We start from the raw sequence: 25,569 nt of genomic DNA on the forward strand, positions 1-25,569 counted from the left end.
CTAGCGGCGCCCTTCATTCTGAGTGGGGCTGGAATAATCTCCTATCGTTGACCAGACCATGACTGCAAGTTTGAACATCTTGCCCACAACTCGGTTGGAGCGAATATCCAGTCCGATTTGATAGGCCCTATATAGTTCGTTTGAAACCATTCCACGAATAACTCCAGCGTTCCCACTAACCATCCGCCACTCTGATACGTAGTCGCCTGCCCATTCGCCCTGCGCTACTCCGGAGGGTTTGAACTGATTTCCCATTGAAAAGATCAGGCTTTCCGCATAGCTAAGGTCATCATGAATGTTGATATGGCGAGGTGAGTCATTTATCAATTTTTGCGTCATTTGCTCACATTGACTCTTTAGATAGGACGCATTTCCTCTCATGGATTCGACTCGGAGTGCTGCCTCAATTCCGTCTTGAAATAAGTAACTCATGGTTAATAGCTCCTTGCTATGGATTTTGCGCTATGCGAGTGGTGCAATTTGGCAGCGCAAAACAAAAAATAGTAGTGGCGAGCGCCATTGGGAAGTGGGAGCTGGCTGTGGCTGCGTTGGAGTTTAGGGTGAAGCCGATGTAACCAGCCAAAATGAAGGTGTGTTTCTTGAAGGCAAGACTTTAAATAGCCAAGCCTCAGTGGCGATATGTCTTTCAAGGAGCAACAGTAGTGACTACGGACGATCTGATAACCATGTACCGCCCCTGCGGCGAGAAGGAGCTTGCCCTGGTTGCCGCCAGCGGGTTCAAGCGCTGGCCGCCCAGGCTGCCGGGGCAGCCGATCTTCTACCCGGTGACCAACGAGGCCTACGCCATCGAGATCAACAAGTGGAACGTCACGGACTTCAAGAAGGGTTACGTGACCCGCTTCAGGGTGCGGCGCGAGTTCGTCGAGAAGTATCGGATCGAGCAGGTCGGCGGCAGCCGCCATACCGAATGGTGGATTCCGGCCGAGGATCTCGAGGCCCTCAACGACAATATCGTCGGCGAGATCGAGGTGATCTACGAGGAAGGGCCGAACCCAAAATAAGCGGCCCCGAAGGGCTGCCGGGAGCTGAGCACCCAGGAAATGAAACGGGCCCTTCCGGGCCCGTTTTTCTTGTCACTTCGACAGGAACTTCATCCCGTCTTCCAGCCCGCTCAATGTCAGCGGGTACATCTGGTCCTCGATCAGCTCGCGCACGATGTTGGTCGAGGCGGTGTAGTTCCAGGTGTCCTTGGGGTAGGGGTTGATCCAGATGAGCTTCTTGTACTTCTCCATGAAGCGCTTGATCCACACGTAGCCCGGCTCCTCGTTCCAGTGCTCGACGCTGCCGCCGGCCTGGGTGATTTCGTAGGGGGCCATGGCGGCGTCGCCGACGAACACCACCTTGTAGTCCGGGCCGTACTTGTGCAGCAGGTCCAGGGTGGAGGTGCGTTCGGAGGTGCGGCGCAGGTTGTTCTTCCACACCGATTCGTACACGCAGTTGTGGAAGTAGAAGTACTCCAGGTGCTTGAACTCGGTCTTGCAGGCGGAGAAGAGTTCTTCGCAGACCTTCACGTGGGCGTCCATGGAGCCGCCGATATCCAGCAGCAGCAGGAGCTTCACGCTGTTGCGGCGCTCGGGGCGCATCTGGATGTTGAGCAGGCCGGCGTCGCGGGCGGTGTGGTCGATGGTGCCGTCCAGGTCGAGTTCGTCCTGGGCGCCCTGGCGGGCGAACTTGCGCAGGCGGCGCAGGGCGACCTTGATGTTGCGGGTGCCCAGTTCCACCTGGTCGTCGAGGTTCTTGTACTCGCGCTGGTCCCACACCTTGGCGGCCTTGCCCTGGCGCTTGCCGGCGTCGCCGACGCGGATGCCCTCGGGGTTGAAGCCGCCGGAGCCGAAGGGGCTGGTGCCGCCGGTGCCGATCCACTTGTTGCCGCCGGCGTGGCGTTCCTTCTGCTCTTCCAGGCGCTTTTTGAACTCTTCGATGAGCTTGTCCAGGCCGCCGAGGGACTGGATCTGCGCGCGCTCCTCGTCGGTCAGCATGCGCTCGAATTCCTTGCGCAGCCATTCATCGGGGATCAGTGCCTCGATGTGCTGGTTGAGGTTCTCCAGGCCCTTGAAGTAGGCGCCGAAGGCCCGGTCGAACTTGTCGAAATGGCGTTCGTCCTTGACCAGAATGGTGCGCGACAGGAAGTAGAACTCGTCCATGTCGGCGAACACCACGTTGTGCTTCAGCGCGTTGATCAGGTCCAGCAGCTCGCGGACGGAGACCGGCACCTTGGCCGCGCGCATTTCGTTGAACAGGTTGAGCAGCATGGCTGCGCCCTCTTGCTGGTTGGCCTCAGGAACGGGGTTCCTGGGGCAGGCCGTCGGCTATGGCGTACCAGTCGGCCTTGGATTCGGGGTAGATGTGTTTCTGCGGGATCTCGCCCAGGGGCGAATCCAGCGTGCCCAGGGCGATCGACACCCAGTTCGGGTGGGCGTTGTCGCTGTACCACTGCAGGGTGGCGCCGCACTGCCGGCAGAAGCTGCGGGTGACGCCGGGGCTGGAGTGATAGTGGGTCACGAAGTCTTCGCCCGCGGTCCAGCGGAAGTCGCTCCAGCGCACGTTGCCGTAGCTGGCGAACGCGGCACCGTGGCCCTTGCGGCACTGGCTGCAATGGCAATGGGTGGCGGATTCGATGGGGGCGTCGATCTGGTACTTCACCGCGCCGCACAGGCAGCTGCCGTTATGCATTGTCGCTGGCCTCTCCGTTGAGCTGGCGTTGGACTTCCAGGGCCCAGGCACCGTCGCTGACACCCGTCCCGCGGTTATGGCGGGAGGTCGAGGTCTGCTCTGTCACGTCATGCCAAAGGTTGCGGCCTTTGGCATCCAGCTTGGAGTAGTCCTCGTTGGTATCGAGGTCGAACTCAATGAACCGGCAGTCTTGGGTCAGCAGCAGGCCGCTGACTGAATGACCGCCGTATTGCTCTATATGCAGGTCGACCATGATGGTGCGGCTCCAGTCGATCCCCAGTGCCTGCGGGTGGTGCAGGAGCACGCGAGGCAATTCGTCTGGCTGGTTGCGGTAGTACTCGGCGGTCAGTCGCAGGCCTTCACGCCGGAGCAGAGACTGCTCCTGAACGTTCTTCTGGCGCTTGCGTCTGATCCGCTCGATGTCCATCGCAGCCTCAGCGGCTGGCGCGGCGGCTCATGAACGCCAGGCGTTCCAGCAGCTGCACGTCCTGCTCGTTCTTCACCAGGGCGCCGGCCAGGGGCGGGATAGCCTTGGTGGGGTCACGCTCGCGCAGTACGGCTTCGCCGATGTTGTCGGCCATCAGCAGCTTCAGCCAGTCGACCAGCTCGCTGGTGGAGGGCTTCTTCTTCAGGCCCGGCACCTTGCGTACGTCGAAGAACACGTCCAGCGCCTCGGCCACCAGGTCCTTCTTGATGTTGGGGTAGTGCACATCGACGATCTTCTGCAGGGTCTCGCGATCCGGGAAGGCGATGTAGTGGAAGAAGCAGCGGCGCAGGAAGGCGTCCGGCAGTTCCTTCTCGTTGTTGGAGGTGATGATGATGATCGGGCGCTGCTTGGCCTTGATGGTCTCGTCGGTCTCGTAAACGTAGAACTCCATCTTGTCGAGTTCTTGCAGCAGGTCGTTGGGGAACTCGATGTCGGCCTTGTCGATCTCGTCGATCAGCAGGATCACGCGCTCTTCGGACTCGAACGCCTCCCACAGCTTGCCTTTCTTGATGTAGTTGCGAACGTCCTGGACCTTCTCGGAGTTCAGCTGCGAATCACGCAGGCGGCTCACCGCGTCGTACTCGTACAGGCCCTGGTGCGCCTTGGTGGTGGACTTGATGTGCCAGGTGATCAGGCGGGCACCGAAGGACTCGGCCAGTTGCTCGGCGAGCATGGTCTTGCCGGTGCCCGGCTCGCCCTTGACCAGCAGTGGGCGTTGCAGGGTGATGGCGGCGTTGACCGCAAGCTTGAGGTCGTCGGTGGCGACGTAGGACTGGGTGCCTTCGAACTTCATCAGGGAATCCTCGAACGGTAACGCCCGGCTCGGCCGGGGCCTTCAGTATTTACGGAAAGGCCGACTATAACGCGCGGCCCGGCGCACTGTGAACGCAGACGGGGCATTCAGTCACTGAATGGGCGGTCACTCTCCTTCCAGCCTAGACACTCCCGGCCCGGCGCGTACCCCGACCTGCGATGGGCGGTGGCTCAAGCACGGGCCTGGCAGGCGGGCGGCTGTCACCTTCGGCAACAGCCATGCGCCCCCTGGGAGGGGCGCCGGGGCTCGCCCGGCTGTCGCCCTCAGTCGTTCTTCTCCGGCGGCGGTCGTTCGAAGCGGGTGGTGAAGGCTTCGATGAAGGCGTTGCGCAGGATCGACAGGAAGGCCTGGAAGGCGCTGATGTCCTGGCGATGCACGTTGCCGCTGAGTTCCACGCGGGTGGCGAACTGGTCGCGCTGCTGGTTCTTCAGCACCGTCTCGCCGCCGCCGACCAGGGCCTCCCACAGGGAGCGGAGGAAGCCCTTGTCGTCGTTCTCCACGTCCTGCTCCCAGTCGAACACGTCGACGTTGCGCAGCAGCGGCTTGATGTAGCCGCTGAGCTGGGCGTTATCGGCACGGGCCTCGATCACCAGGTCGCCGCTGCCGGCCTTGAAGTCGAAGCGGCCGTAGGCGCGGGAGAAGTCGTTGAGCCGGGGCAGGTCGACGTCGCGGGCGCGCAGGCGCAGCTCGAAATCCTCGAAGTTCTTGAACGGGTCGAAGCGCGCCTCCACCTCCAGCGGCGCGTGGCCGAGCAGCTGCGCGCGGCCCTCGAAGCGCGCCACGCGCTCGCCGCTGTCGTCGGCGACGTTGGTCAGGTTGTAGAGGCTGGCGTTCACCTCGCTGGCATCGATGTCCACCTTGGGCGTCGAGCTGAAGTTGTGGAAGGCGATGCGGCCGTTGACCACGCGCACCTCGTCGAGGGTGATGGGCAGCAGCTTGTTCAACTGGTCGCGCCAGTCGGTGCCGGCACCGGTCTGCGAGTCCTGCCTGTTCTTGCCGCCGTCGACGAAGTTCACCTCCGGCGCCTCGAAGATCACCCGCGCCACCACGCTGTGGTCGTACCAGAGCGAGTGCCAGCTCACCGCCAGGTCGATGCCCGGGGCGTCCAGCAGCGGCACCGGGATCGCGCCGTCGGCCTTGACGATGGACAGGCCGTTGATGCGATAGGCGCCGCGCCACCAGGCCAGGTCGACATCGGCGATATGGCCGCGGTACTCGCCCATGTCGGCGAGCTTGCCGTTGAGGTAGTCACGGATCAGCCAGGGCAGCGCGAAGTGCGCCACCACCAGCAGCAGGATGAGGGTGAGGAGCGCCCGGAGGGGCAGGCTGTAGCGTCTTTTCATGGGGGCATCCGCCGGGGGCGATTCTCTTTCATGGACTGCCGCCCACTGCAATGAGTTCGGCTGGACTGCACCGGCACACGGGCATAGGCTGTTCGCCTTTCATCTGCCCGCTACCTCTAAGGACAGGACCATGACCCGCATCTACGCAGACAACTCCAAGGCCATCGGCAACACCCCGCTGGTGATGATCAACCGGCTCGGCCCCAAGGGCGTGACCATCCTCGCCAAGGTCGAGGGGCGCAACCCGGCCTATTCGGTGAAGTGCCGCATCGGCGCGAACATGATCTGGGACGCCGAAGAACAAGGCCGCCTGCGTCCGGGCATGACCCTGGTCGAGCCCACCTCCGGCAACACCGGCATCGGCCTGGCCTTCGTCGCCGCCGCCCGTGGCTACAAGCTGATCCTCACCATGCCGTCCTCCATGAGTCTGGAGCGCCGCAAGGTGCTCAAGGCCCTGGGCGCCGAGCTGGTGCTCACCGAGCCGGCCAAGGGCATGAAGGGCGCCATCGAGAAGGCCACCGAGATCGCCGCCGGCAACCCCGAGCAATACCTGCTGCTGCAACAGTTCGAGAACCCGGCCAACCCGGCCATCCATGAAAAGACCACCGGCCCGGAAATCTGGAACGACACCGACGGCGCGGTGGACGTGCTGGTGGCCGGCGTCGGCACCGGCGGCACCATCACCGGTGTATCGCGCTACATCAAGCAGCAGTGCAATAAGCCGATCCTCTCGGTGGCCGTGGAACCGGCCACTTCGCCGGTGATCAGCCAGACCCTGGCCGGCGAAGAGGTCAAGCCCAGCCCGCACAAGATCCAGGGCATCGGCGCCGGCTTCGTGCCGAAGAACCTCGACCTCTCCATCGTCGACCGCGTCGAACTCACCACCGACGACGAATCCAAGACCATGGCCCTGCGCCTGATGCGCGAGGAAGGCATCCTCTGCGGCATCTCCGGCGGCGCCGCCATGGCCGTTGCCGTGCGCCTGGCCGAGAAGCCGGAGATGCAGGGCAAGACTATCGTCGTCATCCTCCCCGACTCCGGCGAGCGCTACCTCTCCACCATGCTCTTCGACGGCCTGTTCACCGAGCAGGAATTGCAGCAGTAAGGTCTATCGGCATGCCCCCGGCTCGCTGGGGGCATGCGCCCTCGTGGGAGCGAATTCATTCGCGAAATCCCGGCACCGATGCGCCGGGTTCCACCCGACCTACCGCCATCGCACGACCTGAACCGGTAGGGCGGGTGCAACCCGCGTAGGGGCGAATTCATTCGCCTGGGAGCGCGGAGCGATCCCCAGCAGCATGGGTTTCGCTTCGCTCTACGCCATCCTACAAGGCGCGTCTCCCTTCCAGCTTCCCGCTTCTAGCTTCCAGCTGCCTTCGCTTCATAACTCCCCGACTCATAACTGACCCCGTGCCTCACCCGTGGCGGCTCCTCGCCTTCGTGGAGCATGGTCACATTGTCGATGATCGCCTTGTCGGCGATGGTCAGCCGGTCGAGCATGCGCAGGTGCTGCAGCCAGTTGTCCACCAGGAGGATTTCCTGCCAGTTCTCCTGGTCGCTGGTGTCGCGGTACAGCGCCCAGCGGTCGGCACCGTTGCGCAGGCGCAGGCGGCGGAGTATCTGCATGGCGCGGACGAAGTCGCGGGTGCGCTCCACCGGGATGCGGTATTCGATGGTCACCAGCACCGAGCCGCGGCCGGGGTTGAAGACGAAGGTCGGCTGGCCGGGCAGGGTGGTCACCGCGTGGGCGATGCTGGTGGCGTCCAGTTCCGGCAGGCGTGACTGATAGAGCAGGAAGGCGCAGGCGATCATCAGGCAGCCGGCGGCGAACAGCGCGCCCTTCACTCCCATGGTTTCCGCCAGGTGGCCCCAGAGGAACGAGCCCAGCGCCAGGCCGCCGTAGAGCGCCGTCTGGTACAGCGCCAGGGCGCGCGCCTTGACCCAGTCCGGCACCAGTATCTGCACCGCCGAGTTGTAGCTGGCTACCGCGGCGATCCAGCAACCGCCGCCCAGTATCAGCGCCGGGAAGATCACCCACAGGCTGTCCAGCGAGCCCAGCGCCAGCAGCACTAGGCCCAGCAGCAGGCCGCCGAAGCTGATCAGGCGGCTGGTGCCGATGCGCCGTCGCGCCAGGTTCACCCCCAGGCTGCCGAGGATGGCCCCCACGCCCAAGGCGCCGAGCATGTAGCCGTACACCGCCGCGTCGCCGTCCGGGTTGCGGTGCGCCAGCAGCGGCAGCAACGCCCACACGGCGGAGGCGGAGATGCCGAAGGAGAAGGAGCGCAGCATCACCAGGCGGGTGACGCTGGAGTACTGGGTGAAGCGCAGCGCGGCGACCACGCCCTCCATCAGCCGCTCCGGCGGCAGGCTGCGCGCCGGCAGAACGCGGCGCCAGCGCCAGATGGCCCAGATCAGCCCCAGGTAGCACAGGCAGTTGAACAGGAAGACCCAGGCCGGCCCCACCGCGCTGAGCATCAGCCCGCCGATGGCCGGGCCGGCGGCACGGGCGACGTTGTAGTTGACGCTGTTGAGCAGCACCGCATCGCCCACCATCTTCGCCGGCACCTGCTCGTTCACCGCCGCCTGCCAGGCCGGGATGGTGATGGAGCCCCCGATGGAGATCCACAGGATGGAGACGATCAGCAGCAGCGGGTCCAGGTAGCCGAAGAAGGCCATGGCGGTGAGGAAGGTCGCCCCGCTCATCTCGAAGGCCAGGCCCGCCATCATGATCTTGCGCCGGTCGTGGTTGTCGGCCAGCACGCCGGACATGATCGACAGCAGCACCAGCGGCAACGCGGCGGCGACCTGGATCATCGCCACCGTCGGCGGGCTGGCGTGGGCCTCGGTCACCACCCAGGCGGCGGCCACCGATTGCGCCCAGGTACCCAGGTTGGCGAACAGGTTGGCGATCCAGATGATGCGGAACGCGGTGATGGTGAAGGGGCTGAACAGGCCGCTCTTGGGGGCTTCCTCGGATTCGGGTGTGCGCGGCAGGTCGTTCTTCGGCGATACGGACTGGAGCATGGGGTGGTTCCTTGCGAGGCCGGACCGGGCCATGGGCGCCGGTCCCTGGTTACCGCGCAAGTGTAGTCAGCGTCCCGGCGGACAAAGGCCGGATCGGCGGTTTTCGCCAGTGGCATTCTTCCTCGCGGGTCCGCTGGGACTTTTGTGCAATTGTCTCGCCTGGCCACCGGGGTAAAGCTGGCGCAACGGCAGTATCGACTACGCTTGCCGAGCCCCGACTCCAATCCGCAGCCAGGAAACAAAGACAATGAGAAGTTCCTTCGCGCCTCTGCTCCTGACCCTCGCCGTGTCCGGTGCCGCACAGGCCGCCGAAACGGTGAAGATCTACAACTGGACCGACTACATCGCGCCGGACACCGTCGCCACGTTCAGCAAGGAGACCGGGATCCAGGCGACCTACGACGTCTACGACAGCAACGAAACCCTCGACGGCAAGCTGATGACCGGCAAATCCGGCTACGACATCGTCGTCCCGTCCAACCACTACATGGCCAAGCAGATCGAGGCCGGCGCGCTGAAGAAGCTCGACAAGAGCCAGCTGCCCAACTGGAAGAACCTCAACCCGGCGCTGCTCAAGGCCCTGGAAGTCAACGACCCGGGCAACGAGCACGGCTTCCCCTACCTCTGGGGCAGCACCGGCATCGGCTACAACCCGGCCAAGGTCAAGGAAGTGCTCGGCGACAACGCCCCGCTGGATTCCTGGGACCTGATCTTCAAGCCCGAGAACATGGAGAAGCTCGCCAAGTGCGGGGTCGCCATCCTCGACAACGGCCCCGAGCTGCTGCCCATCACCCTCAACTACCTGGGCCTGCCGCACCACACCAAGAAGCCGGAAGACTACAAGACCGCCCAGGCCGCGCTGCTCAAGGTCCGCCCCTACGTGCGCTACTTCCACTCGTCCAAATACGTGGGTGACCTGGCCAACGGCGAAATCTGCGTGGCCGTCGGCTTCTCCGGCGACATCCTCCAGGCCGCCACCCGCGCCAAGGAGGCCGGCAACGGCGTCGAGATCAAATACTCCACGCCCAAGGAAGGCTCGCCGATGTGGTTCGACATGGTCGCCATGCCGGTGGACGCCCCCGACGAGAAGGCCGGCTATGCCTTCATGAACTACCTGCTGCGCCCCGAAGTGATCGCTGGTGTGAGCAACTACGTGCACTACGCCAACGGCAACAACGCCGCCGAACCCCTGGTGGAAGCCGACATCAAGGCCGACCCGGCGATCTACCCGCCGGCCGACGTCATGGCCAAGCTGTTCGCCCTGGAATCCATGCCGCAGAAGATCGACCGCGTGCGCACCCGCACCTGGAATACCGTCAAGACCGGCAAATGATCCAACGCTGAAACGAAAACGCCCCGGCTTGCCGGGGCGTTTTTCTGGTGGGCATTGTTCTTGTGGGAGCGGATTCATCCGCGATCAGTCAACACCGCAGCGTCGGGTTTCACCCGACCTACAGGGGTGGCAACGCGTAGGGCGGGTGCAACCCGCGTCGGGCCCCACTCACCTAAGACGCCTGCTCCACCTTCACCGCCGCCACCGTCGGGCGCAGCACCAGCCACAGCGCCAGGGCGATCAGCACGCCGCCCTGCAGGTGCGCCCAGGACAGCGACTCGTCCAGCAGCAGTGCGCCCCAGAACACCCCGAACAGCGGGATGAGGAAGGTCACCGTCATGGTCTTCACCGGGCCGACGTTGGCGATCAGGCGGAAGTAGATGACGTAGGCGAACGAGGTGCACAGCAGCCCCAGCCCGGCCAGGGCCAGCCAGATGCCGGGCTCGGCCAGGGGCGCCAGGGGCATGGCGTGGCTGCTGGCGAGGAAGATCGGCAGCAGGCACAGCGTCGCACCGGCCTGGGCACCGAAGGCCGAGAGGCCGCTGTCCAGGCCACCGGCATCGTTGATCCAGCGCTTGGTGAAGAAGCCGGCGAAGCCGTAGCAGGTGGTCGCCATCAGGCAGGCCAGGGCACCGCGCAGCAGGTCGGCGTCGAAGGCCACCGGGCCGGCACCGGTCAGCACCGCCACGCCGGCCAGGCCCAGCAGCACGCCGGCGGCCTTGGGCAGGGTCAGCTTCTCGCCGAAGAACAACCCGCCGATCAGCACGCCCATCAATGGCGTGGTGGCGTTGAAGATGGCCGAGTAGCCCGCCGGCAGCACCTCGGCGGCGAGCGCGTACATGGCGGCGGGAATGCCCGAGCTGACCACGCCTATCAGCAGGATCTTGCCCAGCTTGCCGCGGAAGTCCCAGGTCACCCGCAGCAGCGCCAGGATCGCCACCAGGCCGATGGCCGAAATGGCCACGCGGAAGAAGGCCGTCGGCAGTGCGCCGATTACCGGCACCAGCACGCGCATGAACAGGAAGCTGGCGCCCCAGATGGCGGCGAGGCTCAGCAGGCGGACGAGGTCGGCGGGTTTCATTGAGTGGCTCCGAGGCAGGAGCGGCACAGCTTACGCCGCCCCGGTAGCGGTGCAATCGACAACTTGCGATCAAATCGGCGGCACAGTTTGGCAAGGTGTCTGGGCTGGGCGTTGTGTGGGGCGGGTGGTCCGCAGGGCTACAAAAGAGCCTGCGCCCTGCCGAGCTCGTAGGATGGGTAGAGCGCAGCGAAACCCATGCTGTCATCGGGCCCAGCGCAACTGCGCCGGCCCACTTCGCGAATGAACCCGCTCCCACAAAGGAGCCTGCGCCCTGCCGGGTTCGTAGGATGGGTAGAGCAGCGAAACCCATGCTGTCGTCGGGCCCGCTGCGCGCGCCTTGGGCGAATGAATTCGCCCCTACAGGGCCTTTAGAACGACTTGCTGACGCTCGCCACCACCGTCGCGCTGCAGGTGTCGGTGAAGCCGTAGTTGCTGGCGCACTGGCTTTCCGAGAGGTCGGTGTCGACGTAGGCGAGGCCCCAGGTGACGCCGAGGAAGTCGCGGGTCAGCTTGGCTTCCCACTCGCGGTACGACTCGCTGCCGGTGCCGCTGCGCGACCAGAACAGCGGGTCCTTGAAGTCCATGCGCCCGTAGCGCAACTCCAGGCCCACCTCCAGGGGCAGCTGGGTCTCGTAGCCGACCCAGGTGTAGAGGGTGTCCTGGTCCTCGCCGATGATGTTCGGCGCGTCGTCCGAGTAATAGGCGGCGGCCTTGAAACCGTAGGCGCTGAGGATGGCGTACACCTCGCTCTGGTTGAACTGGCTCTCCTTCGGGTAGGCGTACTTGATCACGCCCAGGTCCAGGCTCACATCGTCCGTGGCCTGCCAGTACCAGCCGGCGTAGTAGTCCACTTCCTGGCGGGTCTTGAGGCCGAAGCCGAAGTCGACGTTGGAGGTCCAGGCGCCGGCGTACAGGCCACTGGAGTGCAGCAGCGTGGCGCCGGCCTGGATGGCGGGGTCGCCCTGGGTCTGCGAGATGCCGCGGGTGCGGTAGTCGCTGGCCAGGTTGAGGTCGACCGCGACGGCGAAGTCGTCGGTGATCGGCAGCGCGGCCTGGCTGCGCAGCGGGGCCAGCGCGAGGCCGGCGAGGAGGAGGGTGGTGGTGGAACGCTTCATGGTGGATTCCCGATCTTGTGGTTGTTATGGGCAGATGAAGGGCAAGGCTCCGCCCGACCCCCATGCAGCGGGGGCCAGGCATCACCGGTGGTGCAGTTGTTGTTATGGGGCGGGGGCGTAGATCTCGCGGCCGCCGAAGTAGGTCTTGAGCACCTGGGTTTCGGCCAGGGCCTTGGCGTCCACCTTGAACACGTCGCGGTCGAGGACGATGAAGTCGGCCTGCTTGCCGGCGGCCAGCGAGCCGATGCTCTTCTCCTGGCCGATGGTCCGGGCGGCGTTGAGGGTGTAGGCGTAGAACATGGTCTCGCGGTCCAGGCGCTCCTCGGCGTTGAGCACGCCTTTCTCGCCTTCGCGGGTCACCGCCTGGGCCATGGCCGCCCAGGGGTTGGGCGAGGACACCGGCCAGTCGCTGGCGCCGGCGATGGTCGCGCCCTGTTGCAGCAGCGAGTGGGCCGGGTACTGGTAGCGGAAGGCGAAGGCACTGACGTAGGGCTTGACCATGTCCAGCGTGTAGTCGTCACCGGCGGCCCACAGCAGCTGCATGGAGGCGATCACGTTGAGCGGCTTGAAGCGCGCGAACTCCTTGGGGTTGACCAGTTGCAGGTGGGTGATGGAATGCACCACGCCGCTCTGCCGGTCCTTGCGTGCCTGCTCGATGCCGTTGAGCGCCTCGCGCACCGCGCGGTCGCCGATGGCGTGGATGTGCACCAGCCAGCCGCGTGCGTCCGCCGCGCTGACCAGCTCGCCGAAGTGCGCCGGGTCGATCAGCAGCTCGCCCTGCTTGTGGCTGTTGCTGTAGGGGTCGATCAGCGCCGCACTCTGCGCCGGGTACTCCAGCACGCCGTCGGCGAAGATCTTGATCCCCGGCAGGCTCAGGTTGTCGATGCTCTGGAACTGCTGGCGCACCTTCTCCAGGGTGTCCAGGTCGGCGGGGCGGCTCTTCGGGTGGGCCACCAGCAGCGCGGCGACGTGGGCGGTCAGCTCGCCTTTCTCGGCCAGCGCCTTGTACACCGGCAGCACGCCGACGGACTTCTCCGTGGGCTTGAGGGCGAACAGCGGTTCGCCGGGGGCGCCGTTGGCGGCCGGGTCCATCCAGGCGGTGATGCCCAGGCTGTTGTTGGTGCGCACCGCGTTCTCGCCGGCGCGCAGCAGCAGGGCCGGGTCGATGGGCGGCAGCACGGCGGCGACGCGGTCCCAGCCGGCGTCCACCAGGAAGCCGTTGGGCTCGCCATCCTTGCCCAGGCCGATGGTGCCGCGCTCGGCCTCTGGCAGGGCGGCGACCAGCTTGGCATCGATGCCGGCGCGCTTGCGCATGGCGGCGTTGGCCCAGGCGGTGTGGTGGTCGCTGCCGACGAAGACGATGGGCACCTCAGCCCACTCACCTTGGTCGAAACGCTGGCCCATGGCGTCGGCCTGGGCCCAGTAGGCGGAGGTCATGCCCGCCACGTTGAGGGTGTCGCCGTGGCGCGCGGTGCCGTCGTCGCGCCAGCCGCGCAGGCGTTTTTCCAGTTCCTCCAGGCTCACCTGCTCATCGCCCATGTTGGCGGTGGACATCTCCAGGCCGCCGAAGATGGCGTGGGAGTGGGTGTCGATCAGACCCGGCATCAGCGCCTTGCCGGCCAGGTCGATGCGTTGGGTGGAGGCGTCCGCCAGGGCCTGGATCTCGGCATCGCTGCCCACCGCCAGCACCTTGCCGTTCTCCACGGCGATGGCCTGCACCATGGGCCGGGCCTTGTCGGCGGTGAACACCTTGCCGTTGAACAGCACCATATCGGCCCCGGCCATGGCTTCCATCGAGGAAAAAGCCACCGCAGCGGCCAGTAGTCGTGGAACGAAGTTTTTCACGGGCTCCCCCCTTTGTTTTTATCGGTCTGCCAGCGAGACTAGCGGCTCCCCGGGGCTGGCAGAACGCCGGCAGCGTGCAAAACCCTTTTGCCTGAATGGAAAAACCATGGACAAGCTCGGTGCCATCGCCATGTTCGTCGCTACCGCCGAACAGGGCAGCTTCAGCCGTGCCGCCGAGCAACTGGGCAAGACTCCCTCGGCCCTGACCAAGGCCGTCAGCCACCTGGAGGCCGAGCTGGGCGCGCGCCTGTTCGAGCGCAGCACCCGGCGCATCGTCCTCACCGAAGCGGGGCGCCTCTACCTGGACACCGCGCGCCAGCTGCTGCAGCGCCTGCACGACGTCGGCGAAGAAATCGGCCAGCTGCAGCACGGCTTGCAGGGCAGCCTGCGGATGACCGCGCCCCTGGCCTTCAGCCGCGCCTTTCTCGATGACGTCTGCGCCGGCTTCCTCGCCGCCTACCCGCAGATCAGCCTGCGGGTCGATCTGTGCGACGCCTTCGTCGACCTGGTGGAGGCGGGCTACGACCTGGCCCTGCGCGAAGGGCAGAGCGACCTGCCGGGGCTCATCGCCCGGGTCGTCGGGCGCAACCGCCTGGCCCTGTGCGCCAGCCCCGCCTACCTGGCACGCAAGGGCGTGCCGACGCTCGATGACCTCGAGCGCCACGACTGGCTGGCCTACCGCCACCCGGCGCTGAGCCGGCAGTACTGGTGGGTGGAGTGCGACGGCCAGCGCACGCGCCTGGCCCAGCCCGCCGCGCCGCGGCTGGAAAGCGACAACTACGACCTGCTGCTGGCCAATGCCCTGGCCGGTGTCGGCGTGCTGCACACCCCGTTGTGGAGCGCGGCCCCCTACATCGCCGACGGCCGCCTGGTGCGCCTGCTGCCCGACCACGAGATCGACCCGGACGCCTTCGGTGACCAGATCCTCGCCGTCTACCCCAGCCATCGCCGGGCCACCGGCAAGGTGCTGGCGTTCATCGATTACCTGGCGACGTTCCTCGCTGCACGGGGCCTGGCCTGAGCCTGTGACCGGCCGGTCGCAAGCGGTCCGGCCGGGGCCGATGCAGCGGGAGCTTTTTTTCGGCGCGGGCTGTGGCTAAGCTCCGTCTTCCGAATTCCCAGCTGAGTGTTCCCCATGGCGCAGCAATGGCCGGCCGCAGATATCGCGCGACTGATCCTCGATGGTTTCGACGACTACCGTGAACATTTCCGTCAGATCACCGACGGCGCCCGTGCCCGCTTCGAGCAGGCGCAATGGCAGGAGATCCAGCAGGCGGCCGCCGCGCGGATCGCCCTCTACGAAGAAAAGGTCAGCGAAGTCAGCGAGCGCCTGCGCGGCGCCTTCGATGAAGAGGTGCTGCTGGACGTGCAGCTCTGGCCGCTGGTCAAGAGCGCCTACATCAAGCTGATCGACCTGCGCTTCGACGACGAACTCTCGGAAACCTGGTTCAACTCGATCTTCTGCGGCCTGTTCAGCCATGACCAGATCAGCGACGGCTGCATGTTCATCCACACCACGCGGCCGTCCCTGCGCGCCCATGAGCGTGCCCCGCAGACCCGCAGCTACCACCCGCGCGGCGACCTCAAGGCGGCGCTGCTGCAGGTCCTCGACGACTACCGCTTCGCCGTGCCCTTCGACGACCTGGACCGCGACCTCGAACGCCTGGTGGCCCAGCTGCGCGACAGCCTGCCGGACTGGGTGATCAAGGACCCGGAGCTCTGCGTCGAGCTGTTCTCCTCCACCCTCTACCGCAACAAGGGCGCCTACCTGGTGGGCCGCATCTACACCCGCGACGAGCAGTGGCCGCTGGTCATTCCGCTGCTGCACCGCGAGGGCAAGGGCATCCAGGTGGACGCGCTGATCACCGACGAAGCCGACGTTTCGATCATCTTCTCCTTCACCCGCTCCTACTTCATGGTGGACGTGCCGGTGCCGGCGGAGTTCGTCAGCTTCCTCAAGCGCATCCTGCCGGGCAAGCACATCGCCGAGCTGTACACCTCCATCGGCTTCTACAAGCACGGCAAGTCGGAGTTCTACCGCGCCCTGATCAACCACCTGGCCAACACCGACGACCGCTTCATCATGGCGCCGGGCGTGCGCGGCATGGTCATGAGCGTGTTCACGCTGCCGGGCTTCAACACCGTGTTCAAGATCATCAAGGACCGCTTCTCGCCGTCGAAGAACGTCGACCGCAACACCGTGATCGAGAAGTACCGCCTGGTGAAGAGCGTCGACCGCGTCGGGCGCATGGCCGACACCCAGGAGTTCGCCGACTTCCGCTTCCCCAAGGCCAAGTTCGAGCCCGAATGCCTGGCCGAGCTGCTGGAGGTGGCACCCTCCACCGTCGAGCTGGAAGGCGACACCGTGCTCATCCGCCACTGCTGGACCGAGCGCCGCATGACCCCGCTGAACATCTACCTGGAAAGCGCCAGCGAACCCCAGGTACGCGAGGCGCTGGACGACTACGGCCTGGCCATCAAGCAGCTGGCCGCCGCCAACATCTTCCCCGGCGACATGCTGCTGAAGAACTTCGGCGTCACCCGCCACGGCCGCGTGGTGTTCTACGACTACGACGAGATCAGCTACCTCACCGAGGTCAACTTCCGCTTCATCCCGCCGCCGCGCTACCCCGAGGACGAGATGTCCTCCGAGCCCTGGTACTCGGTGGCCCCGCACGACGTGTTCCCCGAGGAGTTCCCGCGCTTCCTGTTCGCCGATCTCGGCCAGCGCAAGCTGTTCAACCAGCTGCACGGCGACCTCTACGACGCCGACTACTGGAAGAGCCTCCAGGACGCCATCCGCGCCGGCAAGGTAATCGACGTCTTCCCCTACCGGCGCAAGGAACGCCCGGATTCCATCCAGTGACGGCCTGAAGGCCATGGGCGACTCGCTGTTCTCCCGGGCCACCTGGCTCAACTCGCTGCACATGTCGACGCTCACCGTGGCCTGCCTCGGTGAGCGCGGCATCGACGCCGCCAGCCTGCTGGAAGGCAGCGGCATCACCGAGGACGACCTGCGCGCCCTGCAGCGGCTGATCAACCCCGGGCAGGAGCAGCAGGTGTTCGCCAATGCCCTGCGCCTCGCCGACACCCCGGCGCTGGGGCTGGAGCTGGGCCAGCGCACGCGCATCTCCGCCTACGGCCTGCTGGGCTACGCGCTGCTCTCGGCGCCGACCCTGGGCGAGGCCCTGCGCATCGGCCTGGGCTACCCGGTGCTGCTGGGCACCTACTTCCACCTGCGCCTGGTGGAGGAGGGCGACCTGGCTTGGCTGCTGGCCAGCGGCTACGGCGAGCGCGAGGCGCTGAAACCCTTCAACACCGAACTCTGCCTCGGCTCGCTGCGGGTGACCTGTGCCGACTTGCTCGGTCAGCCGCTGCCGGTGGCCGCGCTGGAGCTGGACTACCCTGAGCCCCCCGGCGCCGCGCCGCTCTACCGCCAGGCCTTCGACCGCGCCCCGCGCTTCGGCCGTGCGCGCAGCGGCTTCGGCTTCCCCCGCCAATGGCTGGAACGTCCGCTGCCCCTGGCCGACCCGGTCACCCACCGGGAAATGCTCGAACAGTGCCGCCGGCAGAACGCCGAATTCGCCACCCGCCGCGCCTGGCTGGAGCGCGTGCGCGACCTGCTCGCCCAGCGCCTGGCTGCGCCGCCGGGGCTGGAGGAACTGGCCCGCGCCATGAACTGCTCCGCCCGCAGCCTGCGCCGCCACCTGGCCCAGCAGCAGACCAGCTACCAGCAACTGCTCGACGACCTGCGCTTCGCCCGCGCCAAGGAACTGCTGCAACAGGGCGAGCTGCCCATCTACCGCATCGCCGAGGAACTCGGCTTCAGCGAAACCGCCAGCCTGCGCCACGCCTTCCAGCGCTGGAGCGGCCAACCCCCCAGCCAGTTCCGCGGCTGAGCCCCGGCACAGACCACCCGGGGGTGTAGGGTGGATGGCGCTTCTCCCATCCACCAAACGGAGCCCCCAATCGCGCTGAATCCACCAGTATGTAGGGTGGGCCGGGCGGCGCTCCGCTTCAGCCCACCGCTTCTGTACTCCGCCCTCACACATTGCCTTCGTGTACGCCCCGTCGGGTTGCACCCGACCTACAAAGGCGCTCTGTTGCAGGTCGCTCGTCCCCGTGCCTTCCGGCAACACCGCCGGTGGATGAAAAGAGCGCCATCCACCCTACGCATCGATCGGCGCCGAGCGCAGCCTGTAGTTTTTGTAGGATGGGTAGAGCCCCGCGAAACCCATCATTGCGCGGCTGCAAGCGGGCAAGACATTGCGCCGGCCTGTCGCATCGGCAGCATGGGTTTCGCTTCGCTCTACCCATCCTACGAGTTACATCGCGGCCAGTCAGATTGGCCATTTCGATCCCCTATTGGCCGCCCGTCCCCCTGCGCAAGGGGCCTCGATCCGCCACAGAATCCATCCACCAATAACAAGATGAGGTTCCCGGCATGCTGACCGTGTACAGCGACGACCACCGTCTCCATTTCGGCCAGTCCGAACTGGTGGATGGCAAGCTCCAGCCCTGTTTCGAGATGCCCAGCCGCGCGGACACCGTGCTGGCGCGAGTGCGCCACCAGGCGCTGGGGGAGGTGATCGAGCCCCGTGACTTCGGCCTGGAACCCATCCTGCGGGTGCACGACGCCGCCTACGTGGACTTCCTCAAGGGCGCCTGGGCGCGCTGGGCCGCCGAGGGCCACAGCTGCGACATGCTGCCGAGCACCTTCCCCGCGCGCCGCCTGCGCCGCGACGGCCCCATCCCCACGGCGCTGCACGGCCAGCTCGGCCACTACTGTTTCGACACCGAGGCGCCCATCACTGCCGGCACCTGGCAGGCCGTGTACAGCTCGGCGCAGGTCGCGCTCACCGCCCAGGACCACATGCGCAACGGCGCCAGCACCGCCTTCGCCCTGTGCCGCCCGCCGGGCCACCACGCCGGCAGCGACTTCATGGGCGGCTACTGCTTCTTCAACAACGCCGCCATCGCCACCCAGGCCTTTATCGACCAAGGCGCGCGCCGCGTGGCCATCCTCGATGTCGACTACCACCACGGCAACGGCACCCAGGAGCTGTTCTACAGCCGCGACGACGTGCTCTTCGCCTCCATCCACGGCGACCCGCTGGTGGAATACCCCTACTACCTGGGCCACGCCGACGAACGCGGCGAGGGCGCCGGCGCGGGCTGCAACCACAACTACCCGCTGCCCCACGGCACCGGCTGGGACGGCTGGGCCGCCGCCCTGGAAGACGCCTGCCGCAAGATCGCCGCCTACGCGCCCGATGCGCTGGTGATCTCCCTCGGCGTCGACACCTACAAGGACGACCCCATCTCCCAGTTCAAGCTGGACTCGCCCGACTACCTGGCCATGGGCCGGCGCATCGCCGCCCTCGGCCTGCCCACGCTCTTCATCATGGAAGGCGGCTACGCGGTTGAGGCCATCGGGGTGAACGCCGTCAACGTGCTGCAAGGCTATGAAGAGGTGGCCCGATGAACGCCCGCCATCTCGTCGCCCTGGCGCTGCTGGGCGCCTCCTTCAACGCCGCCGCCGAGCCGGTGGTGCGCATCTACAACTGGTTCGACTACATCGCCCCGGACACCCTGGAGAACTTCCGCAAGGACAGTGGCATCACCCCCAAGTACGACGTCTACGACAGCAACGAGGTGCTGGAGGCCAAGCTGCTCTCCGGCCACTCCGGCTACGACCTGGTGGTGCCCAGCGACGGCTTCCTGCCCAACTACATGAAGGCCGGTGTGTTCCAGCCCCTGGACAAGAGCAAGCTGCCCAACTGGAAGAACCTCAACCCGGCGCTGCTCAAGGTGCTGGCCGCCAAGGACCCGGGCAACCAGTACGTGATGCCCTACATGTGGGGCACCAACGGCATCGCCTACAACCTCGACAAGGTGCGCGCGGTACTGGGCGAGAATGCGCCGGTGGATTCCTGGGAGCTGATCTTCAACCCCGACAACCTGGCCAAGCTCAAGCAGTGCGGCGTGGCCTTCCTCGACTCGCCCACCGAGGTGATCCCCGAGGTGCTGCACTACCTGGGCCTGCCGCCCAACAGCCGCAACCCCGACGACTACGCCAAGGCCGAGGCACTGCTCACCCGCCTGCGCCCGAGCGTCACCTACTTCAGCTCTTCGAAGTTCGTCAGCGACCTGGCCAACGGCGAAATCTGCGTCGCCCTGGCCTGGTCCGGCGGCGCCATGCAGGCCGCCGCCCGCGCCGAGGAAGCCGGCAACGGGGTGAAGGTGGAGTACCGCATTCCCAAGGAAGGCACCGCCGCCTGGTTCGACGTGCTGGCCATCCCCAGGGACGCGCAGAACGTCGAGCAGGCCCACGCCTTCCTCAACTACCTGCTGCGCCCGGAAGTGGTGGCGCCCATCTCCGACCACGTGGCCTACGCCAACCCCAACCAGGCGGCGGACGGGCTCATCTCCGCCACCCTGCGTGACAACCCCAACGTCTACCCGCCGGCGGAGGTGCAGGCCAAGCTGTTCTCGGTGGAGATGCTGCCGCCCAAGCTGGAACGCATCCGTACCCGCACCTGGACCAAGATCAAGACCGGTACCTAATGCGCTCGCTCCCATGCCCGTAGGATGGCGTAGAGCGAAGCGAAACCCATCACTGCTGCAGGTGATGGGACGCAACAAAGAAGGGCCGCACTGCGGCCCTTTCTCATTTGCGATTCCAAAATGAAATGCTATGTTATGTAGCGTTTCGTATATGGATCGATTGCCATGGGTATCGTCAAGATTTCCGATGTACTGCACGAAGAGGCGCGCATCGCCTGCCGCGCCATGTCCCGCTCCATCAACGCCCAGGCCGAGCACTGGATGCGCATCGGCATGCTCGCCGAGGCCCAGCCGGAGCTGACCTACGCCGACATCATCAAGCGCCTGATGGAAGAGGCCCGCGAGCTGGAGCTCTCCGCCACGCCGCCGGTGGAGGCGGTGGAGTGAGCAAGGTCACCCTCAAGAACGCTGCCGAGATCGAGCGCATGGTCGTCGCCGGCCGCCTGGCCGCGCGGGTGCTGGAGGCGCTGGATGACTTCATCGTCCCCGGTGTCACCACTGCGCAGATCGACGCCTTCGCCGAGCGCTACATCGTCGAAACCCTGCAGGCCATCCCCGGCAGCAAGGGCCAGTACGGCTACCCCTTCACCGTCAACACCTCGGTCAACCAGGTGGTCTGCCATGGCTGGCCCTCGGCGGAGGAGGTGCTGCAGGAGGGCGACATCGTCAATGTCGACGTCACGGTGATCAAGGACGGCTTCTACGGCGATACCAGCAAGATGTACTGCCTCGGCACCATCAGCGACGACGCCCGGCGCCTGGTGCACACCACCCAGCAGTGCCTCTACGACGCCATCCGCCTGGTGCGCCCCGGCGCCACGCTGGGCGACATCGGCCACGCCATCCAGAGCCGTGCCGAGGAGGCGGGCTACTCGGTGGTGATCGAGTACTGCGGCCACGGCATCGGCCGGCAGATGCACGAAAGCCCGCAGGTGGTCCACGTCGGCCACCCCGGCACGGGCCTGCGCCTGCAGCCGGGCATGACCTTCACCATCGAACCGATGATCAACCAGGGCCGCCGCAGCGTCCGCACCCTCGCCGACGGCTGGACCGTCATCACCCGCGACGGCAGCCTCTCGGCCCAGTTCGAGCACACCATCCTGGTCACCGAAACCGGCTACCGCGTGCTCACCCTGCGCGAGGAAGAGCGCGACGCCTTCCCAGCGACGCCGTAGCAGGCAACCTGTAGCCCGGGCTTCAGCCCGGGAGCGCGCTGCGCAAGGGGTCCCCGTAGGGCGGGTGAAACCCGCGTCGCCACCGTGCCGAGCCCTGTCGGGTTGCACCCGACCTACCACCACTCGGCACCGTAGGTTGGCGCCGAGCGCAGCGAGGCCCAACGGGGCCGGGCCGGTCGTCACCTTGTGGGCGCGCCACCGCATGGGTTTCGCTTCGCTCTACGCCATCCTACGGGTGTGCGTCTGCGCCTTTGTAGGATGGGTAGAGGCACGAAACCCATCGATGCGGATCAGCCGGTTATCACTCGCTTACCCCCGGCACGCCGCCACGGTTTCCACCTTCACCTCTTCCCGCGCCTTGAGCATCAAGCCACCCGCCAGCAGCAGGGCGCCGGCGGCGAGCAGCAGGGCGGGGCGCAGGCCACCGCTGAAGTGGCTGCTCAGGGCCGCCAGCAGCGGGCCGCCGAGCTGACCGAGGGCGAAGCCGGCGGTGAGCAGGCCGACATTGCGGGCGTGGCCCAGCGGGTCGATCTCCCGGGCCCGCTGCATCACCAGCAGCATGCTGGCGAGGAAGGGCCCACCGCAGAAGATCACCCCCAGCGCCAGCCCGGCCATGCCCGGGAACAGGCAGGCCAGCACCCCCAGCGCCTGCAGCCAGAGCGCGCCCACCAGCCAGCGGCCGGTGTTGCCGGAACCCGGGCGGCGCAGGCTTACCAGCAGCACGCCGAGGGTGGCGACCAGGCCAAAGGCGGGCCAGAACAGGTCGGCCAGCCACTGGCCGTAGAACTGCGCGGCGGCCATCTGCGAAAGGAAGGTGGCGGGGATGATGTAGCCGATGCCCACCAGCGAGTACGCCACCAGCAGCGGGTAGAAGGCCTTTGGCCGCGGGCCCGTCTGTTGCGGCGCGGTATCGGCGCGGGCCTGCGGACGCGGCAGCAGCGGGTGGATGGCTGCGGTCAGCACCAGCGAGGTGACGCCATACAGCAGCCAGGCGCTGGACGAACCCTGGCCCAGCAGGTTGAGCGCCAAGGCCATCAGCCCGGTGGCCAGCACGCCCAGGCTCGGCCCGGTGAAGATCAGCCCGGCCAGGCGTGGTCGACCGGCCTGCACCGCCACCTGGGCGGCCAGGGCGGTGAGCACCACCAGCACCCAGGCGCTGGCCACGCCGGCGGCGAAGCGCAGCGCCACATGGGGCCAGAAGCCGAATGCCCAGGCGGAAGCGAGGGTGATGGCGACGCCGGCCCAGAGCCCACCGAACAGGCGGCGCCGTGCCTGCTCGGGCGCGGTGGCGCGCAGGGCATCGAGGGCACCCACCAGGTAGCCGAGGTAGTTGGCGGCGGCGATCAGCCCGGCGCCGGTGAGGTCAACCTGGCCTTCGGCGATCAGGTGCGGCAACTGCGGGGTGAGCGAGAAGCGCCCCACGCCCATGGCAACGAACAGGGCGAGGATGCTGGCGAGGATGCGGATGATGGGCGACATGGCGGCCTCCAGGGTGGCGATGGAAGCCATGCTAGGGTTTTGACTTGTTCAGTTAAAACGAATAATAAAGAACAACTTGTTCAACTAAAGAGAATGCTTTCCATGGAACTCAGCCAGCTGCGCATCTTCCAGGCGGTCGCCGAGGAAGGCTCCATCGCCAAGGCCGCGGTGCGCATGAGCCGCGTGCCGTCGAACCTGTCCACCCGCCTGCGCCAGCTGGAGGAAGCCCTGGGCGTGGACCTATTCCTCCGCGAGCGCCAACGCCTGCAGCTGTCCGCCGCGGGCAAGGTGCTGCTGGGCTACGCCGAGCGCATGTTCAAACTGCAGGCCGAGGCGGAGGCGGCACTCAAGGGTGGCGAGCCGGCGGGCGACTTCGTCATCGGCTCCATGTACAGCACCGCCGCCATCCACCTGCCGGGGATGCTGGCGCGCTTCCACCGGGCCTGGCCAGCGGTCAACCTGCAAGTGCAGACGCTGCCCAGCGGCGAGCTGATCGAGGGCCTGGTCAGCGGCAAGCTGGACGCGGCGCTGGTGGACGGCCCCATGGACTACGCCGAGCTGGACGGCCTGCCGCTGTTCGAGGAAACCCTGGTGCTCATCACCAGCCTCGGCCACGCCCCGGTGGCGTCGGCGGCGGATGTGCTGGGCGAGGCGGTATACAGCTTCCGCCCGCGCTGTTCCTACCGCAAACGCATCGAAAGCTGGTTCGCCGCCGCGCGGGTGCCCATGGGGCAGATCATGGAGATCGAGTCCTACCACAGCATGCTCGCCTGCGTGGTCGCCGGTGGCGGCGTGGCGCTGATGCCGCTGTCCATGCTGCAGACCCTGCCCGGCCGCGAAGCGGTGGCGGTGCATCACCTGGCCGAACCCTTCGACCACACCACCACCTGGCTGATGTGGCGCAAGGGCATGCTCGGCGCCAACCTCAAGGCCTGGATCGAGGTGATGGACGTAGAGCCCATGCAACCCGCGTAATCATTGCCTGTAGGGGCGAATTCATTGGCTATGTCTGCGTTAAGTGTTGCTAGAGGATTTGAGCCCAACTGATTGCCGAGTTTTGTTGGTGCTTATGGTTTCGCCCCCCGGGCGAGTCCCTTTTAACAATCGCCTTAAAAGGAACCAAAAGCGCTCGCCCCTGCATACGGGTCTGGCTTCGCCAGACTTCCCTCGCTCCATCATCGTTCCAGGGGCACGCCGCGAAGGGCCATCCCTGGCCCATCGCGGCTCTCGCGACATCCATGTCGCTCAACCCCCTACACGACGATTGCGCTCGGCCTCCTGAAAGGGGCATTTGGCCGCTGCTCCAACGTCTTCGCCAGAACTTTCATCAATGTGCGCATCACGCTCGGGCCGTAGTCGCTTCCGTAGGGTGGTGTAGAGCGAAGCGAAACCCACGCGGTGGGCGTGACAAGGAGTCATAAATGCCTGGAAAGCACCGTGCTTAAGCCCTTGTTTTAGAACCACAACAGCTAATGCAGACAGAGCCAGTTCATTCGCTCAGCGCTGCCAGATCGTGGGAGCGGATTCATCCGCGATAAGACCCGACCCTTGCACGAGGCCCGATACCCAGCGTTGGGCCTCGCTGTGCTCGGCGCCAACCTACGGTGAGCCGATTACGGGGCTACGCCACACTCCCCTGGAAACTCTGCCGCCACGCCGAGGGCGAGACGCCGAAGGCACGGCCGAAGTGGTGGCGCAGGGAGACGGGGGAGCCGAAACCGGCGAGGGTGGCGATCTTCTCCACGCTCTGGTCGGTGCTCTCCAGCAGGCGCTGGGTCAGGGCCAGGCGCTCGGCCAGCAGCCAGTCGCCGAGGGTGCTGCCGGTGAGCTGGCGGAAGTGGCGGCTGAAGGTGCGCCGGCTCATCAGCACGCGCTGGGCCAGGCTGTCGAGGCTGTGCTCCTGCTCCAGGTTGCTGCGCACCCAGTCCAGCACGCAGGTGAGGCGGTCGTCGCGCGGGCTGGTGGGCAGGGGTTGCTCGATGAACTGCGCCTGGCCGCCCTGGCGGTGGGGCGGCACCACCAGGCGCCGGGCCACGCGGTTGGCGGTCTCGGCGCCGCAATGCTGGCGCAGCAGGTGCAGGCAGCAGTCGATGCCGGCAGCGGTACCGGCCGAGGTGAGCAGTTCGCCGTCTTCGAGGTAGAGCACGTCCGGGTCCAGCTGCACCTGCGGGTAGCGCTCGGCGAAGTCGCGGGCCCAGGCCCAGTGGGTGGTGGCGCGACGGCCGTCGAGCAGGCCGGCTTCGGCCAGCACATAGGCGCCCAGGCACAGGCCGACCAGCTTCGCCCCGCGCGCGTGGGCGGCGACCAGGGCGTCCAGCAGGGCCTGCGGCGGGCGTTCATCGGGGTGGCGCCAGCTCGGCACTATCACCGTGTCGGCGCTGGCGATGGCCTCCAGGCCCAGTTCGACGGCGATGGTGAAGCCCGCCGTGGTGCGCAAGGGCCCCGCTTCGGCGGCGCACACGCGCAGGTCGAAGGGCGCCATCTCCGGGCAGGTCTCGCCGAACACCAGGCAGGGCACGGAGAGGTGGAAGGGGATGATGCGGTCGAACGCGACCACGACTATCACGTGTTCCTGCATGGGCGGGGGCTCCTCGGGGTTGGCCCGATATTAG

23 protein-coding genes are annotated in these 25,569 nt (G+C 66.4%); 11 read left to right on the forward strand and 12 right to left on the reverse strand.

Translation table 11 applies throughout. From position 1 onward, the window contains the following. Entirely contained in the window at window positions 1-432 is a 432-nt protein-coding gene (locus ACXI0U_RS07145) for a hypothetical protein (protein ID WP_148304374.1), read from the reverse strand. A 230-nt stretch (window positions 433-662) separates the two neighbouring features. Here ACXI0U_RS07145 and ACXI0U_RS07150 point away from each other — a divergent pair, with 230 nt between their 5' ends. After that, window positions 663-1,022 carry a hypothetical protein gene (locus ACXI0U_RS07150; protein WP_021220276.1) on the forward strand — a complete coding sequence of 120 codons (360 nt, stop codon included), beginning with the start codon at window positions 663-665 and terminating at the stop codon, window positions 1,020-1,022. Between the two features lie 72 nt (window positions 1,023-1,094). On the opposite strand, the gene ACXI0U_RS07155 is transcribed toward ACXI0U_RS07150, so the two are convergent. The 5 genes from ACXI0U_RS07155 to ACXI0U_RS07175 form a co-directional block, all read right to left on the reverse strand. After that, window positions 1,095-2,273, reverse strand: a complete 1,179-nt coding sequence (locus tag ACXI0U_RS07155) for a vWA domain-containing protein (protein ID WP_479549945.1) — start codon at window positions 2,271-2,273, stop codon at window positions 1,095-1,097. 25 nt (window positions 2,274-2,298) lie between these two features. Then, window positions 2,299-2,694: a GFA family protein gene (locus ACXI0U_RS07160; RefSeq protein ID WP_479549946.1), complete on the reverse strand. Its 396-nt coding sequence runs from the start codon at window positions 2,692-2,694 to the stop codon at window positions 2,299-2,301. Further along, window positions 2,687-3,121 carry a hypothetical protein gene (locus ACXI0U_RS07165; RefSeq protein ID WP_111263519.1) on the reverse strand — a complete coding sequence of 145 codons (435 nt, stop codon included), beginning with the start codon at window positions 3,119-3,121 and terminating at the stop codon, window positions 2,687-2,689. Before ACXI0U_RS07165 ends, ACXI0U_RS07160 begins: the two co-directional genes overlap by 8 nt. A gap of 7 nt (window positions 3,122-3,128) precedes the next feature. After that, window positions 3,129-3,974 (reverse strand): AAA family ATPase, encoded by an 846-nt coding sequence (locus tag ACXI0U_RS07170; RefSeq protein WP_021220273.1) that lies wholly within the window; start codon window positions 3,972-3,974, stop codon window positions 3,129-3,131. A 284-nt stretch (window positions 3,975-4,258) separates the two neighbouring features. Then, window positions 4,259-5,338, reverse strand: a complete 1,080-nt coding sequence (locus tag ACXI0U_RS07175) for a DUF748 domain-containing protein (protein ID WP_431483964.1) — start codon at window positions 5,336-5,338, stop codon at window positions 4,259-4,261. A gap of 130 nt (window positions 5,339-5,468) precedes the next feature. Here ACXI0U_RS07175 and cysK point away from each other — a divergent pair, with 130 nt between their 5' ends. Then, window positions 5,469-6,443 carry a cysteine synthase A gene (gene cysK / locus ACXI0U_RS07180; RefSeq protein ID WP_350448227.1) on the forward strand — a complete coding sequence of 325 codons (975 nt, stop codon included), beginning with the start codon at window positions 5,469-5,471 and terminating at the stop codon, window positions 6,441-6,443. A 254-nt stretch (window positions 6,444-6,697) separates the two neighbouring features. Here the strand turns inward: cysK and ACXI0U_RS07185 are convergent, their stop codons facing one another. Further along, on the reverse strand, window positions 6,698-8,362 hold the full coding sequence (locus ACXI0U_RS07185; RefSeq protein ID WP_431483965.1) for an MFS transporter: 1,665 nt from the start codon (window positions 8,360-8,362) through the stop codon (window positions 6,698-6,700). A gap of 247 nt (window positions 8,363-8,609) precedes the next feature. Here ACXI0U_RS07185 and ACXI0U_RS07190 point away from each other — a divergent pair, with 247 nt between their 5' ends. Then, the gene (locus tag ACXI0U_RS07190; protein WP_021220269.1) at window positions 8,610-9,695 is read left to right on the forward strand and encodes a polyamine ABC transporter substrate-binding protein; all 1,086 of its coding nucleotides are present in this window, start codon (window positions 8,610-8,612) and stop codon (window positions 9,693-9,695) included. A gap of 172 nt (window positions 9,696-9,867) precedes the next feature. On the opposite strand, the gene ACXI0U_RS07195 is transcribed toward ACXI0U_RS07190, so the two are convergent. From ACXI0U_RS07195 to ACXI0U_RS07205, 3 genes are all read right to left on the reverse strand, one after another. Then, a complete protein-coding gene (locus ACXI0U_RS07195) occupies window positions 9,868-10,776 on the reverse strand; it encodes a DMT family transporter (RefSeq protein ID WP_021220268.1) in 909 nt (302 codons plus the stop codon). Between the two features lie 368 nt (window positions 10,777-11,144). Continuing rightward, a complete protein-coding gene (locus ACXI0U_RS07200; protein WP_479549947.1) occupies window positions 11,145-11,891 on the reverse strand; it encodes a TorF family putative porin in 747 nt (248 codons plus the stop codon). 102 nt (window positions 11,892-11,993) lie between these two features. Continuing rightward, window positions 11,994-13,736, reverse strand: a complete 1,743-nt coding sequence (locus tag ACXI0U_RS07205) for an amidohydrolase (RefSeq protein WP_479549948.1) — start codon at window positions 13,734-13,736, stop codon at window positions 11,994-11,996. Between the two features lie 106 nt (window positions 13,737-13,842). Here ACXI0U_RS07205 and ACXI0U_RS07210 point away from each other — a divergent pair, with 106 nt between their 5' ends. The 7 genes from ACXI0U_RS07210 to map all read left to right on the forward strand — a co-directional run bounded on the left by ACXI0U_RS07210 (window position 13,843) and on the right by map (window position 21,478). Next, the gene (locus tag ACXI0U_RS07210; RefSeq protein WP_021221534.1) at window positions 13,843-14,757 is read left to right on the forward strand and encodes a LysR family transcriptional regulator; all 915 of its coding nucleotides are present in this window, start codon (window positions 13,843-13,845) and stop codon (window positions 14,755-14,757) included. 114 nt (window positions 14,758-14,871) lie between these two features. Beyond that, on the forward strand, window positions 14,872-16,602 hold the full coding sequence (aceK, locus tag ACXI0U_RS07215; RefSeq protein ID WP_479549949.1) for a bifunctional isocitrate dehydrogenase kinase/phosphatase: 1,731 nt from the start codon (window positions 14,872-14,874) through the stop codon (window positions 16,600-16,602). A 13-nt stretch (window positions 16,603-16,615) separates the two neighbouring features. Further along, window positions 16,616-17,635 (forward strand): AraC family transcriptional regulator, encoded by a 1,020-nt coding sequence (locus ACXI0U_RS07220; protein WP_479549950.1) that lies wholly within the window; start codon window positions 16,616-16,618, stop codon window positions 17,633-17,635. A 545-nt stretch (window positions 17,636-18,180) separates the two neighbouring features. Next, entirely contained in the window at window positions 18,181-19,221 is a 1,041-nt protein-coding gene (locus ACXI0U_RS07225; RefSeq protein ID WP_479549951.1) for a histone deacetylase family protein, read from the forward strand. Beyond that, window positions 19,218-20,303, forward strand: a complete 1,086-nt coding sequence (locus ACXI0U_RS07230; RefSeq protein ID WP_479549952.1) for an extracellular solute-binding protein — start codon at window positions 19,218-19,220, stop codon at window positions 20,301-20,303. Before ACXI0U_RS07225 ends, ACXI0U_RS07230 begins: the two co-directional genes overlap by 4 nt. 165 nt (window positions 20,304-20,468) lie before the next feature. Continuing rightward, a complete protein-coding gene (locus ACXI0U_RS07235) occupies window positions 20,469-20,690 on the forward strand; it encodes a ParD-like family protein (protein WP_236206358.1) in 222 nt (73 codons plus the stop codon). Further along, a complete protein-coding gene (map, locus tag ACXI0U_RS07240; RefSeq protein WP_374980434.1) occupies window positions 20,687-21,478 on the forward strand; it encodes a type I methionyl aminopeptidase in 792 nt (263 codons plus the stop codon). Before ACXI0U_RS07235 ends, map begins: the two co-directional genes overlap by 4 nt. Window positions 21,479-21,787: 309 nt before the next feature. Here map and ACXI0U_RS07245 read toward each other — a convergent pair whose 3' ends face one another. After that, window positions 21,788-22,957, reverse strand: a complete 1,170-nt coding sequence (locus tag ACXI0U_RS07245; RefSeq protein ID WP_431484860.1) for a YbfB/YjiJ family MFS transporter — start codon at window positions 22,955-22,957, stop codon at window positions 21,788-21,790. A gap of 102 nt (window positions 22,958-23,059) precedes the next feature. On the opposite strand from ACXI0U_RS07245, the gene ptrR reads away from it, so the two are divergent. Next, window positions 23,060-23,932: a putrescine utilization regulator PtrR gene (gene ptrR, locus ACXI0U_RS07250; RefSeq protein WP_031288506.1), complete on the forward strand. Its 873-nt coding sequence runs from the start codon at window positions 23,060-23,062 to the stop codon at window positions 23,930-23,932. Window positions 23,933-24,578: 646 nt separating this feature from the next. Here the strand turns inward: ptrR and ACXI0U_RS07255 are convergent. Then, a complete protein-coding gene (locus tag ACXI0U_RS07255) occupies window positions 24,579-25,535 on the reverse strand; it encodes a helix-turn-helix domain-containing protein (RefSeq protein WP_479549953.1) in 957 nt (318 codons plus the stop codon). Between the last annotated feature and the right edge of the window lie 34 nt (window positions 25,536-25,569).

It is taken from the genome of Pseudomonas sp. C9D1, from assembly GCF_056491235.1.

Excerpts from the sequence above, each read along its gene's own strand:
- ACXI0U_RS07145 (WP_148304374.1), bottom strand. The coding sequence starts at position 432 with ATGAGTTACTTATTTCAAGACGGAATTGAGGCAGCACTCCGAGTCGAA.
- ACXI0U_RS07155 (WP_479549945.1), bottom strand. The coding sequence starts at position 2,273 with ATGCTGCTCAACCTGTTCAACGAAATGCGCGCGGCCAAGGTGCCGGTC.
- ACXI0U_RS07160 (WP_479549946.1), bottom strand. The coding sequence starts at position 2,694 with ATGCATAACGGCAGCTGCCTGTGCGGCGCGGTGAAGTACCAGATCGAC.
- ACXI0U_RS07165 (WP_111263519.1), bottom strand. The coding sequence starts at position 3,121 with ATGGACATCGAGCGGATCAGACGCAAGCGCCAGAAGAACGTTCAGGAG.
- ACXI0U_RS07170 (WP_021220273.1), bottom strand. The coding sequence starts at position 3,974 with ATGAAGTTCGAAGGCACCCAGTCCTACGTCGCCACCGACGACCTCAAG.
- ACXI0U_RS07175 (WP_431483964.1), bottom strand. The coding sequence starts at position 5,338 with ATGAAAAGACGCTACAGCCTGCCCCTCCGGGCGCTCCTCACCCTCATC.
- cysK (WP_350448227.1), top strand. The coding sequence starts at position 5,469 with ATGACCCGCATCTACGCAGACAACTCCAAGGCCATCGGCAACACCCCG.
- ACXI0U_RS07185 (WP_431483965.1), bottom strand. The coding sequence starts at position 8,362 with ATGCTCCAGTCCGTATCGCCGAAGAACGACCTGCCGCGCACACCCGAA.
- ACXI0U_RS07190 (WP_021220269.1), top strand. The coding sequence starts at position 8,610 with ATGAGAAGTTCCTTCGCGCCTCTGCTCCTGACCCTCGCCGTGTCCGGT.
- ACXI0U_RS07195 (WP_021220268.1), bottom strand. The coding sequence starts at position 10,776 with ATGAAACCCGCCGACCTCGTCCGCCTGCTGAGCCTCGCCGCCATCTGG.
- ACXI0U_RS07200 (WP_479549947.1), bottom strand. The coding sequence starts at position 11,891 with ATGAAGCGTTCCACCACCACCCTCCTCCTCGCCGGCCTCGCGCTGGCC.
- ACXI0U_RS07210 (WP_021221534.1), top strand. The coding sequence starts at position 13,843 with ATGGACAAGCTCGGTGCCATCGCCATGTTCGTCGCTACCGCCGAACAG.
- aceK (WP_479549949.1), top strand. The coding sequence starts at position 14,872 with ATGGCGCAGCAATGGCCGGCCGCAGATATCGCGCGACTGATCCTCGAT.
- ACXI0U_RS07220 (WP_479549950.1), top strand. The coding sequence starts at position 16,616 with ATGGGCGACTCGCTGTTCTCCCGGGCCACCTGGCTCAACTCGCTGCAC.
- ACXI0U_RS07225 (WP_479549951.1), top strand. The coding sequence starts at position 18,181 with ATGCTGACCGTGTACAGCGACGACCACCGTCTCCATTTCGGCCAGTCC.
- ACXI0U_RS07230 (WP_479549952.1), top strand. The coding sequence starts at position 19,218 with ATGAACGCCCGCCATCTCGTCGCCCTGGCGCTGCTGGGCGCCTCCTTC.
- ACXI0U_RS07235 (WP_236206358.1), top strand. The coding sequence starts at position 20,469 with ATGGGTATCGTCAAGATTTCCGATGTACTGCACGAAGAGGCGCGCATC.
- ACXI0U_RS07245 (WP_431484860.1), bottom strand. The coding sequence starts at position 22,957 with ATGTCGCCCATCATCCGCATCCTCGCCAGCATCCTCGCCCTGTTCGTT.
- ptrR (WP_031288506.1), top strand. The coding sequence starts at position 23,060 with ATGGAACTCAGCCAGCTGCGCATCTTCCAGGCGGTCGCCGAGGAAGGC.
- ACXI0U_RS07255 (WP_479549953.1), bottom strand. The coding sequence starts at position 25,535 with ATGCAGGAACACGTGATAGTCGTGGTCGCGTTCGACCGCATCATCCCC.